We start from the raw sequence: 15,153 nt of genomic DNA, 5'->3' as shown, positions 1-15,153 counted from the left end.
GATCGCACTTCACAACCTAAGACTGGAGGAGACACATGCGACGGCAATTTCTAACATCCACGACCGCCCTTGTCCTATTGCTTGGAGCGGGCCACGCCTATGCCGGGATGGACGAGGCAAAAGCCTTTCTTGACAAGGAGATAGGCGACATGTCGACGCTTTCGCGCGCCGATCAGGAAAAGCAGATGCAGTGGTTCATCGACGCCGCCAAGCCGTTCGCCGGCATGGAAATCAAGGTGGTCTCGGAAACGCTGACCACGCACCAGTATGAATCACAAGTGCTGGCGCCGGCCTTCTCCGCGATCACCGGCATCAAGGTCACGCATGACGTCATCCAGGAAGGCGACGTCGTCGAGAAAATCCAGACCCAGATGCAGACGGGACAGAACCTCTACGACGGCTGGGTCAACGATTCCGACTTGATCGGCACGCACTGGCGTTATCAGCAGGCGCGCAACCTGACCGACTGGATGGCCGGCGAGGGCAAGGACGTCACCGATCCGATGCTCGACGTCGACGACTTCATCGGCAAGTCGTTCACGACCGCACCGGACGGCAAGCTCTACCAATTGCCTGACCAGCAGTTCGCGAACCTCTACTGGTTCCGCTACGACTGGTTCAACGATGAGAAGAACAAGGCGGATTTCAAGGCGAAATACGGCTACGACCTCGGCGTGCCGGTCAACTGGTCGGCCTATGAGGACATCGCCCAGTTCTTCACCGGCCGTGAGATCGACGGCAAGAAGGTCTATGGCCACATGGACTACGGCAAGAAGGACCCGTCGCTCGGCTGGCGGTTCACCGATGCCTGGCTGTCCATGGCGGGCAATGGCGACAAGGGCATCCCGAACGGCAAACCGGTCGATGAATGGGGCATCAAGGTCGACGAGAATTCGCGTCCGGTCGGCTCCTGCGTCGCCCGCGGCGGCGACACCAACGGACCGGCCTCGGTCTATGCCATCCAGAAATACCTCGATTGGCTGAAGGCCTATGCGCCGCCGGAAGCGCAGGGCATGACCTTCTCCGAGTCCGGCCCGGTGCCCTCGCAGGGCAATATCGCCCAGCAGATATTCTGGTACACCGCCTTCACCGCCGACATGGCCAAGCCCGGTCTGCCGGTCGTCAATGAGGACGGCACGCCGAAATGGCGCGTCGCGCCGTCGCCACATGGCGTCTACTGGAAGGATGGAATGAAGCTCGGCTACCAGGATGCCGGTTCCTGGACCCTTCTGAAGTCGACCCCAACGGATCGCGCCAAGGCCGCGTGGCTCTACGCGCAGTTCGTGGTATCGAAAACGGTCGACGTGAAGAAGAGCCAGGTCGGCCTGACCTTCATCCGCGACTCCACCATCCACGACAAGAGCTTCACCGAACGTGCGCCGAAGCTCGGCGGCCTGATCGAGTTCTACCGCTCGCCGGCGCGCGTGCAGTGGACGCCGACCGGCACCAACGTTCCGGACTATCCGAAGCTGGCGCAGCTCTGGTGGCAGAACATTGGCGACGCGTCCTCGGGGGCCAAGAGCCCGCAGGAAGCGATGGATTCGCTTTGCGCCGACCAGGAGAAGGTACTCTCTCGTCTGGAGAAATCGGGCGTCCAGGGCGACATCGGCCCGAAGATGGCCGAGGAGCATGACCTCGATTACTGGAACAAGGACGCCGTCTCGAAGGGCAACCTCGCGCCGCAGCTCAAGGTCGAGAATGAGAAGGACAAGCCGATCACCGTCAACTACGACGAGCTGGTGAAGAGCTGGCAGAAGTAGCTGCATGACGCAGGCCTGCGGACCTGTGTAGGAAATGCAGGGGAGGCGGCTTGGCCGTCTCCCCTGTTGCATGAAAAGTGGAGGGATGGAATGAGCGGTTTTGTGCTGGCGATCGACCAGGGAACGACCTCGACCCGGGCGATCCTGTTCGACGACAAGATGAAGGTCGCAGGTGCCGGCCAGCAGGAATTCGCCCAGCATTATCCGGCCTCCGGTTGGGTCGAACATGATCCGGAAGATATCTGGGCAAGCGTTCTGGCCACGGTGAAATCCGCGCTGAAGGCGGCAGGCCGCGCGGCATCCGATGTCGCCGCAATCGGCATCACCAACCAGCGCGAGACGGTCGTGATCTGGGACAAGACGACTGGCAAGCCGATCCACAATGCGATCGTCTGGCAGGATCGCCGGACCGCGCCGCTCTGCCAGAAGCTCAAGAAGCAGGGGCTGGAGAAGAAATTCACGAAGAAGACCGGCCTGCTGCTCGACCCCTATTTCTCCGGCACCAAGATCGCCTGGATGCTGGACAAGGTGAAGGGCGCCAGGAAGCGCGCCGAGAGGGGCGAACTGCTCGCCGGGACGATCGACAGTTTCCTGATCTGGCGGCTGACCGGCGGCCAAGTGCACGCCACCGACGCGACAAACGCCTCGCGCACGCTCGTCTACAACATCGAGAAGAATGTCTGGGACGAAGAGCTGCTTTCGATCCTCAAGATTCCGGCTGCGATCCTGCCTCAGGTGAAGGACTGCGCCGACGATTTCGGCGTCACCGAGAAGAGCCTTTTCGGGGCCGAGATGCGGATCCTCGGCGTCGCCGGCGACCAGCATGCGGCGACCATCGGCCAAGCCTGTTTCGAGCCCGGCATGATGAAGTCCACATACGGCACCGGCTGCTTCGCGCTGCTCAACACCGGCGCCGACCTTGTGCGCTCGAGGAACCGGCTTCTGACCACGATCGCCTACCGGTTGAACGGCAAGACCACCTATGCGCTGGAAGGTTCGATCTTCATCGCCGGCGCCGCCGTGCAATGGCTGCGCGACGGCATCAAGGTGATCGGCAAGGCCGAGCAAAGCGGCGCGCTCGCCGCGAGCGCCGATCCGGCGCAACAAATCTATCTGGTGCCGGCCTTCGTCGGGCTCGGCGCGCCGCATTGGGACGCCGACGCGCGCGGCGCGATCTTCGGGCTGACGCGCAATTCCGGACCGGCGGAATTTGCCCGCGCGGCACTCGAATCGGTCGCCTTCCAGACGCGTGACCTGCTCGACGCCATGCGCAAGGACTGGAAAGGCGCCTCGGCCAAGACGGTGCTTCGGGTGGACGGCGGCATGGTGGCGTCCGACTGGACCATGCAGCGGCTCGCCGACATTCTCGACGCGCCGGTCGACCGTCCGACGATCCTGGAGACGACGGCGCTGGGCGCGGCCTGGCTTGCCGGGTCGAAGGCCGGCGTGTGGCCGAAAGCGAAGGATTTCGCCAAGAGCTGGGCGCTTGAGCGGCGCTTCAAGCCGGAAATGGACGCCGCAACACGCGCGACGAAGCTGGCCGGATGGCGCGATGCGGTGCGCCGGACGCTGAGCACGCAGTAGCGATCTCGGGATTTGGGGGAGAATGCAACCGGATTGGTATCCTGCTTGGCGCGATGAGGCCGTTGAACAGCTCACCGCCAAGAATGCGCGCCTGGCGAAGGATTTCCGCCTCGGCAGTTGGTCGCGCTACAACTACGACTTGACGGCAGGAAAGTTGGTGTTTTCCGACCTGAGCGGCGTCAAGGTCGTCTCGGAAATCCAGATCGCGGGCTCCACCAGCGCCAAGGCAACTGGCTCTGGGCTTGGGCAAACTCGTACTGGCCTTCGGAGTTCATAACTGACGCGCAATCAGCCCGATCTTTCGGCAAGAACCATGGCATCGGCGAGCTCACCCGAGACTATGTGACGGACGAAGATATTGACGGACTCGGCTGGAAATTGACCTCAGCGGTGACTCGGATTTGCAACGCCTGCGGAGCCTATCGCTCTCCTCCTGATGATGGCGGGGTAGGTCTTTATCTGATCCTCAAAACCGTTAGCTGGGCAAGCTGACCCGCGGAGCGCGCTCAGTTCTTGAAGTCCGGTTGAATGCCACGAGAGAGCCCGCGCCTTGCGGCGCGGGCTCAATCAACGACCCTGGGTATTGACTGGAGGCCGTCAGTAGGGCGAAATGCACTGCTGACGCGGGCCGTTGTTCGGTTGGAAGGTGTTGTCCGAGGCGCGGTAAGAGCGATAGCGGTCGTAGCACCACTGCACATGCGCGTTGCCGCGATACACACGGTTGTTTTCACTGTTGACGATGGCGCCGGTGATCAGCGCGCCAGTCGCGAAAGCAGCCAGCGGGAACCAATAGTCGCCGTGACGGCGATAGCCGTGGCGATATTCACGATAGCCGCGATGGCCATTCCAATAGACGGCGTCACCACGGCGCGAGAAATCGCGGTTGAAGCCGCGATGCCTTCTCCAGTCCCGATACTGCACGGTCTGGACATCCGACAGGCCCTGGGGTTGCGGCACATAGTTGGGCTGAGCGTTGACCGGCACGACCTCCGCCGCGACGAACGACGCCGAGAGAGCGGTTGCCAGCAGGCCCGATGCGATCTTGTTCATTAATCTTCTCCTCGAGGTTGATCGACGTCCCCGCTGCGAAACGGGTGCGGGTCGCAAATTGTTCCCTTCTACATCAACCCGTTGTTGTGGAGCTTTCTGACGCAATGCGGACCCGGATCATTGGCGCCGGTATCGAAAGCTCTTCGGAAACACCCTCGGCGCCCCCCGAATCCGTTCAAAAAATCGGCCTTGGAAGGCCATCTTTTTCCGGTTGACCGGCCGCGGCACTCTCCCTATGTTCCGCGCAATTTCGAGGGCGGCGTTTTGAGCCCGCGGGAGCGCGTAGCTCAGCCGGTAGAGCAACTGACTTTTAATCAGTAGGTCATGGGTTCGAATCCCATCGCGCTCACCATCAACGACCGCCCTACGGCCCGGCCATATTTGCCGAATTTCCCCAAGTCCAACCGCCACCATGACATTAGGTCGCCGCCGCCGGCGCTTTACATTTTTGTAAATTGCCCTGGGTACTCGGTTCGCGATAGGGCACGCTGGTGGCCCCGTTCGGGCATCCGGCTTTTTCGGCAACAAACTGGCTCGGATGAAGGGCCGAGGCCCTTGGGGTCTCGCCGTCGGTCAGCATCGGAGGAACATAATCCTCGGCGTCGTCCAGAGGGCTCCGGACGGACCCCTTGATGTTCGCAATGCCTACCGCCAAGGCGCAGCGCGAGCTTGCCGAGTACAAGCCCAACAAACGGGCAAGGGTTCGCAGGCGATGGCGCCTGGAGGATCAACTCGCCGACCAGCTAAAGGCGTCCATCCAGCCTCTGCTCCGGAAATAACCGCGCTTTTCGCCAAAGCTGCCAGCTTGATGGCCTAGGCAATCGGAACAAAAACCATTCGCGACCGTTGCGTGGCCGAAGGGACCGCAATTTGGGATGCGGATACAGTGGACGTACTGAACTTGGAACTGGCCAGGGCCAGGCAGAGCGTAAAGCGCGCCGAAACTTCTCTCAATCACGCAAAGGAAATGCTGGACGAGGACTGTGGCGTAGGCATCAACCTCGCGCTGTGCAGCCGCATACGGTCGGAACAGAAGCGCGTGGCAGAAGCCCGGAAGCGGCTGATGAAGATCGCCGGGCTGCCTTGCTCTGAGGGCTGACTTTCCCCAAGACGGTGAGTGCCGGTCACGGGCAAAACTTGTCCCTGGACAGGGGCATGGTTAAACTCGGGGCCCCGAAGGAGGCTCCAGGATGGCACTTGACCTTTCGGTAGAGACCGCGGCCCGCAAAGCGGCGACGCCGCCCGGCAGATATCTCTTCGGCCCGGTCGCCGATTTCCTGATGCTCGGCGGCAGCGCGTTCCTGATCCTGCCGGTGCTTTATTTCGTGCCGCGCGATTATGAAGGCCCGCTGGCCGCGACGATGGTCGTCGTGGCCTATCTGGTGAACTACCCGCATTTCGCCCATTCCTACCAGATCTTCTATCGCAATTTCGGCCGCAAGGCGCGTGGCGACGGCTACGACCGAAGCCTGCAGTTTCGCTACATTTTCGCCGGCGTCATCGTTCCGGTGATCATGGCCCTGTTCTTCGCCTATGGCGCGGCGACGTCGAACACGCGGCTGCTCGGCCTCGCGGCCAATGCGATGTTCTTCTTCGTCGGCTGGCACTACGTCAAGCAAGGCTACGGCATGCTGATGGTCGACGCCGTCCTGAAGCGCAAATTCTTCGATGACCGGGACAAGAAGGTGTTGCTCGTCAACAGCTACGCTGTGTGGATCCTGGCCTGGCTGCAGACCAACACTGCGGTGACCGCAGGACAGTATTACGGACTCCAGTATTACACCTTCGCCGCGCCTTCATGGGCCACCGACGTTGCCTTGACGGCGGCCGTCGCATCGACAGCGGCCACACTCGTGATGCTGGCCAGTCGTCGGCGAAAGAATGGCGGCCTGCCGTATAACGGTATCGTTGCCTATATCGCGTCGCTTTATCTCTGGATCCTGATTGCCAGGATAAACCCGCTCTGGCTGCTGGTGGTGCCGGCGCTGCACTCGCTGCAATATCTGGCTGTGGTGTGGCGCTATCAGACCAATGTCGAGCGTGACGTTTCGGATGCGGCGCGCGATCCGGAGCCGAAAATACTGTCCGTCCTCGGCCCTCGCTACAGGCTGCGGGTGTTGGGATTCATCATCGGAGGCGCCGCCCTCGGCTATCTCGGCTTCTGGCTGATCCCGTTCGTGCTGACCGCCCTGGTCCCCTACGACAGGCAGGTGCTCGGTTCCTCGCTGTTCTTCTTCATCGTGCTGATCTTCATCAACGTGCACCACTATTTCCTTGACAATGTGATGTGGCGCCGCGGCAATCCGGAAGTGTCGAAATATCTGTTCCGGTAGGACGGCCAAACTCGGACCTGAAGGCCGCAGCTCACGCGATCAGCGACACATTCCCTCCGGCGTGACGCTCCAGCCGTCCGGCGAGGTCGAGTTCCAGCAGCACCATCGAGATCTGTGCTGCGCTCATACCCGTGTGGCGGATGATGTCGTCCACCGCGATCGGCGTAGGCCCAAGCGCTTCCAGCACATCGGCGCGGTCGTTTTCGCCGGGCGGCGGCATGGCCGACATGTCGGGCGCCTCGGCAAGCGGGAGGGTTCTTGGAAGCCGGGCACCGGCAAGCGGCGCCAGCGCGCCAAGCACGTCGGTGGCTTCGGTGACGAGCGTGACGCCGTCCTTGAGCAGCGCGTTGCAGCCGGCGGCGCGCGGGTCGAGCGGCGAGCCCGGCACGGCGAAGACCAGCCGGCCCATTTCATTGGCGAGGCGGGCGCTGATCAGCGAGCCGGAGCGCTGTGCGGCTTCGACCACCACGAGACCGAGCGCTATGCCGGCGACAAGGCGGTTGCGGCGCGGAAAATCCTGGGCGCGCGGCTGCCACGCGAAGGGCATTTCCGACACGATGGCGCCGCCGCGATCGGCGATCTCGTCGCACAAGCCGGCATTCTCGGGCGGGTAGGGGACATCGAGCCCGCCGGCGAGTACGCCGATAGTGCCGGTCGAAACGCTGCCCTTGTGCGCGGCCGTGTCGATGCCGCGCGCCAGACCGGAAACGATGGCGTAGCCTTCGCGTCCGAGATCGGCCGCCAGCATGCGGGCCATCTTGATGCCGGCGAGCGACGCATTGCGGGCGCCGACGATCGCCACCGCCGGCAAGCGGAAGACCGCGCCTTCGCCCTTCACCGCAAGCAGCGGCGGCGGATTGTCCAGGGTCTTCAGCAGGGGTGGATAATCGGCCTCGCCGATGCCGACGAAGCGGGCGCCGGCGCGCCGGGCGGCGTCCAACTCGGCTTCGGCCTCGGCAATGGAGGGGATGCGGGCGATACGATTGGCGCCGCCCGAGATCATCAATTCGGGCAGCATCTCAAGCGCGGCTTCGGCCGAGCCGAAGCGGTTGATCAGCTCGCGAAACGAGGCTGGGCCGACATTGGGCGTGCGGATCAGGCGAAGCCAGGCAAGCCGCTGCCGGTCGCTGAGGCGCGGGCCGGCGGCCGGAGCGCTCATCCCTTCGCCCCGATCCTGCCTTCGGTGCCGGCAAACAGGCGCGAGATGTTGGCGCGGTGCTTGATGAAGACGATCAAGCTCATCAGCGCGAACAGGCCGGCGATCTGCGGCGTGTTCATGAAATAGAGGGCGATCGGCACGACCACCGCGGCCGCCAATGCCGCCAGCGAGGAATAGCGGAACAGGAAGGCCATAGCGAGCCAGACGACGGCAAAGACAAGCATGCCTTGCCAGGCAAGGCCGAGCAGCACGCCGAGATAGGTGGCGACGCCCTTGCCGCCCTTGAAGCCGAGCCAGACCGGGAAGAGGTGGCCGAGAAAGGCGCCGAAGCCCGCCAGAACCCCGTAATCCGGCGAAAAATGACCGGCGACCAGGGCGGCTGCGGTGCCCTTCAGCGCGTCGAGCAGCAGCGTGGCGGCAGCGAGCCCTTTGTTGCCGGTCCTCAGCACATTGGTGGCGCCGATATTGCCGGAGCCGATCTTGCGCACGTCGCCGAGCCCGGCCGCACGGGTAATCAGGAGCCCGAACGGGATCGAGCCGAGCAGGTAGCCGAAGACGAGCGCGATCACGTAACCCATTGTTTCCCCCGGTGTTCCCTTCTCTGTGGGTGCTCGTCTTAAGATTGAAGCAATGTGCGCTATGCAACCATGGTTTGCAAGGGCCGGCACTGCTCAAGCACCAATTGGACATATAATGGTAGAGTCGGGAGGGTTCGCCAAGCAACCCTGTGCCCGGCAGCACTCAAAGCAATGGATGGGCTATGCTGAAAACACCGTGCGGCCCGCGACCATCGTCAGCAAGACCTTGCCTTGGAGGCGCGCGCCTTCGAAGCATGTGTTCTTCGAACGCGAACGCAGGCCGCTTTCGCTGACGATCCACGGCTCGTCAAGATCAACGACCGCGAGATCGGCCGACGCGCCTGGCTTCAATGTGCCAGCCGGCAGGCCGAACAGTCGTGCAGGCGCCGTAGACAGCGTCTCGATCAGCCTGGTGAGCGGCACATCGCCGTTGTGATAGAGCCGCAGCGCCGCGCCAAGCAGCGTCTCCAGCCCGATCGCGCCGGCAGCGGCATCGGCGAAGGGGAGGCGCTTGGTGTCGACATCCTGCGGGTCGTGCGAGGAGACGATGATGTCGATCGTGCCGTCCTTGATCGCTTCGATCATCGCCAGCCGGTCGTCCTCGGCGCGCAGGGGCGGGGTCAGCCGGAAGAAGGTGCGGTATTCGCCGACATCGTTCTCGTTGAGCGACAGGTTGTGGATGGCGACGCCGGCCGTGACATTGGCGCCGTCCGTCTTGGCCCGGTTCACCGCGCCAGCCGCCATCGCCGACGAGATCTTGGCTGCGTGGTAGGCGCCGCCGGTCAGCCGGGCCAATGCCAGGTCTCGTTCGAGCGGGATCAGCTCGGCCTCGCGCGGAATGCCCGAAAGACCGAGCCAGCTCGCATAGAGCCCTTCGTTCATGACGCCGGACGAGGCGAGGTCGGCATCCTGGATTTCATGCGCGATCACGCCGCCGAAATCGCGGGCATAGGTCAGCGCGCGGCGCATGACCAGCGCGTTGGCGATGGTGTGGCGGCCGTCGGTATAGGCGACGGCGCCGGCCTCGCGCAGCAGGCCGAATTCGGTCATCTCGCGGCCTTCGAGGCCCTTGGTGATCGCGGCCGCCGGGAAGATGTTGACGCTTGCGGTGTCGCGTGCCGTGCGCAGCACGAATTCGACCAGCGCCACATTGTCGATCACCGGATCGGTGTCGGGCATCATGACGATGGAGGTGACGCCGCCGGCCGCCGCCGCCACACTTGCCGAGGCGATGGTTTCGCGATGCTCGCCGCCGGGTTCGCCGATGAAGACGCGCGCGTCGACAAGGCCCGGAATGATCGTCTTGCCGGTGCAGTCGACGACGGTGGCGCCTTCCGGGACGCCCTGGTTCAATGCGGCTTTCCCGGCCGCGACGATCTTGCGGCCGTCGACGATGACGCTGCCGATCTCGTCCACGCCGCGCGACGGGTCGACGATGTGCGCCTTGCTGAAGACGGTCACGCTCATGCGCCGCGCCCCTCATGGTTGCGGCGCGGATCAAGCAGCGCTTCCATCACCGCCATGCGCACGGCCACCCCCATCTCCACCTGCTCCTGGATGACGCTTTGCGGTCCGTCGGCGATCTCGGAGGCAATCTCGACGCCGCGGTTCATCGGGCCGGGATGCATGACCAGCGCATCGTCCTTGGCGGCTTTCAGCTTCTCGGCATCGAGGCCGAAATAGCGGAAATACTCGCGGATCGACGGCACGAAGGCACCTTCCATGCGCTCGCGCTGCAGGCGCAGCATCATCACCACATCGGCATCCTTGAGGCCCTCGGCCATCGAGCGCGCGACGATAACGCCCATCCTGTCGATGCCGGACGGCAGCAATGTCGAGGGCGCGACGACGCGCACCTGCGCGCCAAGCGCGTTCAGGAGCATGATGTTGGAGCGGGCGACGCGCGAATGCAGGATGTCGCCGCAGATCGCCACGATCAGCTTCGACAGCGGCCCCTTGGCCCGGCGGATGGTCAGCGCGTCGAGTAGCGCCTGCGTCGGATGCTCATGCGCGCCGTCGCCGGCATTGACCACCGAGCAGCCGACCTTCTGGGCCAAAAGGGCGGCCGCACCGGCCGATTGGTGGCGGATGATCAGGATGTCGGGGCGCATGGCGTTGAGGGTCATCGCCGTGTCGATCAGCGTCTCGCCCTTCTTCACCGAGGAGCTCGCCACCGACATGTTCATGACGTCGGCGCCGAGGCGTTTGCCGGCCAGCTCGAAGGACGACTGCGTGCGGGTCGATGCCTCGTAGAACAGGTTGATCTGGGTGCGGCCGCGCAGCGTCGAGGTCTTCTTTTCCGATTGCCGCGAGATCGCCACGGCCTGATCGGCGCGATCGAGCAACAGCTCGATATCGGCCGGGGACAGATCGCGGATGCCCAGAAGATGGCGGTGGGGAAAGAGCGGCAGGGACGAAGCGTCGGTCATCTCAAGGCGCTGCTATAGGGTGCGGTCCGGCCTGCCGCAAGCGCCAGCTTTGGATTGCGGGCGTTCTCCCCGGTATTTTCGTCGCGCGCCTTCCGTGGCTTGGGCTATAAGGCCCGGAGGCTTCGGATTCGCGACCGCGGCCTTGCAAATGCTAAGGACCTCTCGGCCAATTGAAGGATTGGGCAACTGAAGGATTGGGCGTGACCGACGAGGTGACCAACCAGCCGCCGCCGCTGGCAGGCGGCAATGCATGGCGGGGCGATCCGTTGCTCATCCAGCTTGCCGAGCGTTTTTCCGATGCCGTGCGCAAGGACCTCGACGGGCTTGGCCGGTTCGTGATGACGCAGGAGGCGCAGGAGCTTGCCCGCCTCGCCAATACCGACACGCCGAAATTGCGCACCCATGACCGGCAGGGCCGGCGCCTCGACCTGGTCGAATACCACCCGGCCTATCACGCCTTGATGCGCCGCTCGATTGCCGGCGGCCTGCATTCTTCGGTGTGGGAAAACGGCGACGCCGAGATCGGCCGCCGCCATCAGGTGAGGGCGGCGCGCTTCTACCTGACCGCCGAGCTCGAGACGGGGCATCTGTGCCCCATCACCATGACCAGCGCCTCGCTGGCGGCGCTGATGGCGAGCCCGAAACTTTTCCGCGAATGGGCGCCGCGCGTGACGACGCGCAAATACGACCAGACGCAGAAGCCGCCGGTGCAGAAGACCGGGCTGACGCTCGGCATGGGCATGACCGAGAAGCAGGGCGGCACCGATGTGCGCGCCAACACCACGAGGGCGGAGCGCACCGGCAGCGGTTTTTACCGACTGTCCGGCCACAAATGGTTCATGTCGGCGCCGATGTCGGATGCCTTCCTGGTGCTTGCCCAGGCGTCGGAGGGACTGTCCTGCTTCCTCGTTCCGCGCATCCTGGGCGATGGTTCCGGCAACGGCTTCCGCTTCCAGCGGCTGAAGGACAAGCTCGGCAATCGCTCAAACGCCTCGTCGGAGGTGGAGTTCGTCAATGCCATCGGCGAGATGGTCGGCGACCCCGGCGCCGGCGTGAAGACGATCATGGATATGGTGACGCTGACCCGGCTCGACTGCGCGGTCGCTTCGTCGGCGCTGATGCGGGCGGGCCTTGCGGAGGCCGTGCATCACACGCGCCATCGCCAGGTGTTCGGATCGAACCTGATCGACCAGCCGCTGATGCAGCGGGTTCTGGCCGACATGGCACTCGATGTCGCCGCGGCAACGGCGCTGTCGTTCCGGCTGGCGCGTTCTTTCGACGAGGCGGCAAGCGACCGTGGCGAGGCGGCCTTTGCCCGCGCCATGACGCCGGTGGTCAAATACTGGGTCTGCAAGATCGCGCCGGCGCTGCTTTACGAGGCGATGGAATGCCTCGGCGGCAACGGCTATGTCGAGGAAGCGCCGCTTGCCCGCTATTATCGGGAGGCGCCGGTCAATGCGATCTGGGAAGGATCGGGCAATGTCATGGCGCTCGACGTGCTGCGCGTGCTCGGCCGCGCGCCCGGCCTGTTCGAGGAAGTGCTCGCCGGCATCGACCGCGATCTCGGCACCGGCGGGCGCGGCACCATCGGCGTGCTGAAGGCGGCCATGCAGGTCGCCGCGACAGACCAGGGCTCGGCGCGCCTGCTCACCGAACAGCTCGCGCTGTCGGCTGCCGCGGCGGAGCTGCGCCGGCTGGGAGCAGGGCGGATCGCCGACGCCTTCGTCGAAACGCGGCTGGGCGGACAATGGCGCACCACCTACGGCATGCTCGATTCGCGCCACGACGCGCGCATGATCATCGACACGCTTTATCCGCCAGTGACCTGATCCCGCCCTAAATCGAGGAGCATGAAGCCGAAGACCGCTTCGCGCTCTTCGGCTTCATGCTCCAGGGCGGATTGTCCATCTGTGGATAGCTGTTAACCTTAACAAATGGTTTCCGTTGCGGTGAGCCGTTGCAAAGCCCAATCTTCGTTCGCTGGAGTAGGGAAAGGTTAACCATGACCTCCCCGAGCTCCGTCAGCGGGAAGCGTATGCGGCACGTGTTGAGCTCAGTTCTGGCCTTGCATTGGGCGGTGGTTTTCGCTCTGCTCGCCTATATCTGCATGGACGGCAGCCGCGGCATAGCGACGGCGCTTGGCGTGCTTGGCCTCTCAGTCCAGGCCAACGGGCTTGCCGGGCTGGAAAATGTCGCCGTTCTGGCGCCGCTTTCCATCGCGCTCCTGACCGTCGCGGTGTTGTTCTGCTGGGCCTTCGTCGAAACGCTGCTGAACACGGCGGCAAGGCCGGACGCGGGCGAGAGCGTGGCGCGGACCGCCTTCGTCGCGGCATCGCTCCTGCTTTCGCTGATCCTCGTCGGCGGCGTGGCGCAAGGCATAAACGGCCTGTTCATGATCGTCGCCATCCAGATGACGGCGCTGCTTGCCTCCTATGTCGCGGTGCTGGCTGAACGCCGCTCCGGCTTTGCCGCAATGCATTTGCCCGAGGGCGATGTCCGCGCCGCCGCGCGCATGGCGATGGGCGCCGCGCACAGCTCGCTTCTTTCCCGCATATCCGGCCGCCCGGAAAACAAGCCTGGAGGCAGGCGCTGATGCGCACGATATTCACGCTCTGGGCTGCTCCGATGGCCATCTTCTGGGGATGGTTCTTCCTGTCGGCCAACGACATGAATTTCGGCTATGCGATGCTGAGCCGGCAGGTGCACGATTTCGCTTTCCAGCTCTACGGCCAGATGCTTGGCGTCGATCCGGCCATCATTCCGGGGATGGTGGCGCGGACCTGCGTTTTCGACTTTTTCCTGCTCATGGGGCTTTGGGCGTTCCGGCGCCGGCGCAACATCGCCGAATGGATCAGGCAGCGCCGGCAGGGCGATATCAGTTCCGATCGGCTCGGCCGAGCGACTGAAGCCGGTCCAACGCTCCCTGCAGAATAAAGGCGGCGGCCGCCGAATCGATCTTGCCGGCGCGCTTCTTGCGCGAGAAATCCATCTCGATCAGCGTCCGCTCGGCCGCGACCGTCGACAGCCGCTCGTCCCACAGCACGAAGGGCAGGTCGGAAAGCGGCGCCATGTTGCGGACGAAAGCGCGCGATTTTTGCGCACGAGGGCCTTCCGAGCCGTCCATGTTGACCGGGAGGCCGAGGACGACGGCGCCGACATTGTCCTTTTCGAACTGAGCGAGCAGTTGGGCGGCATCCAGCGAAAATTTCCTGCGCAGGATAACCGGGCGCGGATGGGCGAAGGACAGCCCGCGATCGGAGACCGCCACGCCGATCGTCTTGTCGCCGAGATCGAGTCCGGCGAGCGTCTTGCCATCGGCAAGACGGTCCGGTACTTCCTCGATTGAAATGATGCCCAAACGGCTTCCTCTGACATCCAGGCGTCACACATCCTTTTGACGATGGAGAGCGCCGCGCTACTTTCAATTTGCCGCCAGCGTTCTATCCTTCGGCAACGGAAAAATCGAGGAAGGCATTCATGAAACTGACCTGGTACGGACATTCGGCATTCCGCGTCGAGACCAAGGACGCCACCATTCTCATCGACCCCTATCTGGTCGGCAATCCGTCCTGGACAGGCGGCTGGGAAGAGCCGGCGGAAGGCGTGACCCATGTTCTCCTGACCCACGGCCACAACGACCATGTCAGCGGCGCGGTCGAGGTGCTGAAGAAGAGCGGCGCCATGCTGGTCGCCAATTTCGAGATATGCATGTATCTCGTCGGCCAGGGCGTCAGCGGCGACAAGATCAATCCGGGCAATATCGGCGGCACGGTCGATTGCGGGCCGTTCACCACCACCTTCGTCCAGGCGCTGCACTCGTCTTCCTTCGGCGGCGAAGGCGGCACCAACACCTATCTCGGCAATCCGGGCGGGCTGGTCCTGCATTTTCCCGAGGACAAGACGCTCTACCACATGGGCGACACCGACATCTTCTCGGACATGGGCCTGATCAACGAACTGCACGAACCGAAGATCGGCATCGTGCCGATCGGCGACCGCTTCACCATGGGCGGTGCGGTGGCGGCCCTTGCCTGCCGTCGCTTCTTCGGCTTCGAGACCGTCGTTCCCTGCCATTTCGGCACGTTCTCGATGATTGACCAAACGGCCGACAAGTTCGTCGCCGGCATGGAAGGCTCGGGCGTTAAGGTGGCGCTGCCGGAAATCGGCAAGGCGATCACGGTCTAAAGCGCTTCGCTCCTCTGCGACGGGGTCGCGCTGCCTTGGGCGCTCCCCTAAGCATCTCAAGGCCGATCGGCCGGC

The 15,153-nt window shown here is 63.9% G+C and carries 14 protein-coding genes, 1 tRNA gene and 1 pseudogene; 10 read left to right on the top strand and 6 right to left on the bottom strand.

The window, feature by feature from the left end:
- Nucleotides 1-35: 35 nt before the first annotated feature.
- The 3 genes and pseudogenes from MJ8_RS17645 (at nucleotide 36) to MJ8_RS32800 (ending at nucleotide 3,836) form a co-directional block, all read left to right on the top strand.
- Complete coding sequence (locus MJ8_RS17645) at nucleotides 36-1,760, top strand: ABC transporter substrate-binding protein (RefSeq protein WP_201410105.1); 1,725 nt, start codon at nucleotides 36-38, stop codon at nucleotides 1,758-1,760.
- Nucleotides 1,761-1,850: 90 nt separating this feature from the next.
- The gene (gene glpK, locus MJ8_RS17640) at nucleotides 1,851-3,344 is read left to right on the top strand and encodes a glycerol kinase GlpK (RefSeq protein ID WP_201410104.1); all 1,494 of its coding nucleotides are present in this window, start codon (nucleotides 1,851-1,853) and stop codon (nucleotides 3,342-3,344) included.
- A gap of 22 nt (nucleotides 3,345-3,366) precedes the next feature.
- A pseudogene (locus MJ8_RS32800) lies at nucleotides 3,367-3,836 on the top strand (DUF6882 domain-containing protein).
- Nucleotides 3,837-3,941: 105 nt separating this feature from the next.
- Here the strand turns inward: MJ8_RS32800 and MJ8_RS17630 are convergent.
- Nucleotides 3,942-4,394, bottom strand: a complete 453-nt coding sequence (locus tag MJ8_RS17630; RefSeq protein ID WP_201410103.1) for a BA14K family protein — start codon at nucleotides 4,392-4,394, stop codon at nucleotides 3,942-3,944.
- A 276-nt stretch (nucleotides 4,395-4,670) separates the two neighbouring features.
- On the opposite strand from MJ8_RS17630, the gene MJ8_RS17625 reads away from it, so the two are divergent.
- The 3 genes from MJ8_RS17625 (at nucleotide 4,671) to MJ8_RS17605 (ending at nucleotide 6,727) form a co-directional block, all read left to right on the top strand.
- Nucleotides 4,671-4,746: transfer RNA gene (locus MJ8_RS17625), tRNA-Lys, on the top strand.
- Between the two features lie 534 nt (nucleotides 4,747-5,280).
- On the top strand, nucleotides 5,281-5,493 hold the full coding sequence (locus tag MJ8_RS17610; RefSeq protein ID WP_201410100.1) for a hypothetical protein: 213 nt from the start codon (nucleotides 5,281-5,283) through the stop codon (nucleotides 5,491-5,493).
- Between the two features lie 91 nt (nucleotides 5,494-5,584).
- The gene (locus MJ8_RS17605; protein ID WP_201410099.1) at nucleotides 5,585-6,727 is read left to right on the top strand and encodes a hypothetical protein; all 1,143 of its coding nucleotides are present in this window, start codon (nucleotides 5,585-5,587) and stop codon (nucleotides 6,725-6,727) included.
- Nucleotides 6,728-6,758: 31 nt separating this feature from the next.
- Here the strand turns inward: MJ8_RS17605 and dprA are convergent, their stop codons facing one another.
- The 4 genes from dprA to MJ8_RS17585 form a co-directional block, all read right to left on the bottom strand.
- Nucleotides 6,759-7,886, bottom strand: coding sequence for a DNA-processing protein DprA (dprA, locus tag MJ8_RS17600; RefSeq protein WP_201410098.1), 1,128 nt, complete (start codon nucleotides 7,884-7,886; stop codon nucleotides 6,759-6,761).
- On the bottom strand, nucleotides 7,883-8,464 hold the full coding sequence (plsY, locus tag MJ8_RS17595; RefSeq protein WP_201410097.1) for a glycerol-3-phosphate 1-O-acyltransferase PlsY: 582 nt from the start codon (nucleotides 8,462-8,464) through the stop codon (nucleotides 7,883-7,885). Before plsY ends, dprA begins: the two co-directional genes overlap by 4 nt.
- Before the next feature lie 180 nt (nucleotides 8,465-8,644).
- Complete coding sequence (locus MJ8_RS17590; RefSeq protein ID WP_201410096.1) at nucleotides 8,645-9,931, bottom strand: dihydroorotase; 1,287 nt, start codon at nucleotides 9,929-9,931, stop codon at nucleotides 8,645-8,647.
- On the bottom strand, nucleotides 9,928-10,893 hold the full coding sequence (locus MJ8_RS17585; protein WP_126082627.1) for an aspartate carbamoyltransferase catalytic subunit: 966 nt from the start codon (nucleotides 10,891-10,893) through the stop codon (nucleotides 9,928-9,930). The genes MJ8_RS17590 and MJ8_RS17585 overlap by 4 nt, the downstream gene beginning before the upstream one ends.
- Before the next feature lie 200 nt (nucleotides 10,894-11,093).
- On the opposite strand from MJ8_RS17585, the gene MJ8_RS17580 reads away from it, so the two are divergent.
- From MJ8_RS17580 to MJ8_RS17570, 3 genes are all read left to right on the top strand, one after another.
- Nucleotides 11,094-12,722, top strand: coding sequence for a DNA alkylation response protein (locus tag MJ8_RS17580; protein ID WP_201410095.1), 1,629 nt, complete (start codon nucleotides 11,094-11,096; stop codon nucleotides 12,720-12,722).
- Between the two features lie 206 nt (nucleotides 12,723-12,928).
- The gene (locus tag MJ8_RS17575; protein WP_201415471.1) at nucleotides 12,929-13,486 is read left to right on the top strand and encodes a hypothetical protein; all 558 of its coding nucleotides are present in this window, start codon (nucleotides 12,929-12,931) and stop codon (nucleotides 13,484-13,486) included.
- Nucleotides 13,486-13,827 carry a DUF6105 family protein gene (locus MJ8_RS17570; protein ID WP_201410094.1) on the top strand — a complete coding sequence of 114 codons (342 nt, stop codon included), beginning with the start codon at nucleotides 13,486-13,488 and terminating at the stop codon, nucleotides 13,825-13,827. The genes MJ8_RS17575 and MJ8_RS17570 overlap by 1 nt, the downstream gene beginning before the upstream one ends.
- Here MJ8_RS17570 and ruvX read toward each other — a convergent pair.
- The gene (gene ruvX / locus MJ8_RS17565) at nucleotides 13,769-14,251 is read right to left on the bottom strand and encodes a Holliday junction resolvase RuvX (RefSeq protein ID WP_201410093.1); all 483 of its coding nucleotides are present in this window, start codon (nucleotides 14,249-14,251) and stop codon (nucleotides 13,769-13,771) included. The genes MJ8_RS17570 and ruvX overlap by 59 nt on opposite strands.
- 119 nt (nucleotides 14,252-14,370) lie before the next feature.
- Between ruvX and MJ8_RS17560 the strand changes: the two genes are divergently transcribed.
- Nucleotides 14,371-15,078 (top strand): metal-dependent hydrolase, encoded by a 708-nt coding sequence (locus MJ8_RS17560; protein WP_201410092.1) that lies wholly within the window; start codon nucleotides 14,371-14,373, stop codon nucleotides 15,076-15,078.
- Nucleotides 15,079-15,153 lie beyond the last annotated feature (75 nt).

Origin of the sequence: Mesorhizobium sp. J8, assembly GCF_016591715.1 — a bacterium.
GTDB lineage: Bacteria > Pseudomonadota > Alphaproteobacteria > Rhizobiales > Rhizobiaceae > Mesorhizobium.
This window is presented reverse-complemented; position numbering and strand designations above follow the sequence as displayed.

Coding starts and splice junctions, on each gene's coding strand:
- MJ8_RS17645 (WP_201410105.1), top strand. CDS start 36: ATGCGACGGCAATTTCTAACATCCACGACCGCCCTTGTCCTATTGCTT.
- glpK (WP_201410104.1), top strand. CDS start 1,851: ATGAGCGGTTTTGTGCTGGCGATCGACCAGGGAACGACCTCGACCCGG.
- MJ8_RS17630 (WP_201410103.1), bottom strand. CDS start 4,394: ATGAACAAGATCGCATCGGGCCTGCTGGCAACCGCTCTCTCGGCGTCG.
- MJ8_RS17605 (WP_201410099.1), top strand. CDS start 5,585: ATGGCACTTGACCTTTCGGTAGAGACCGCGGCCCGCAAAGCGGCGACG.
- dprA (WP_201410098.1), bottom strand. CDS start 7,886: ATGAGCGCTCCGGCCGCCGGCCCGCGCCTCAGCGACCGGCAGCGGCTT.
- plsY (WP_201410097.1), bottom strand. CDS start 8,464: ATGGGTTACGTGATCGCGCTCGTCTTCGGCTACCTGCTCGGCTCGATC.
- MJ8_RS17590 (WP_201410096.1), bottom strand. CDS start 9,931: ATGAGCGTGACCGTCTTCAGCAAGGCGCACATCGTCGACCCGTCGCGC.
- MJ8_RS17585 (WP_126082627.1), bottom strand. CDS start 10,893: ATGACCGACGCTTCGTCCCTGCCGCTCTTTCCCCACCGCCATCTTCTG.
- MJ8_RS17575 (WP_201415471.1), top strand. CDS start 12,929: ATGCGGCACGTGTTGAGCTCAGTTCTGGCCTTGCATTGGGCGGTGGTT.
- MJ8_RS17570 (WP_201410094.1), top strand. CDS start 13,486: ATGCGCACGATATTCACGCTCTGGGCTGCTCCGATGGCCATCTTCTGG.
- MJ8_RS17560 (WP_201410092.1), top strand. CDS start 14,371: ATGAAACTGACCTGGTACGGACATTCGGCATTCCGCGTCGAGACCAAG.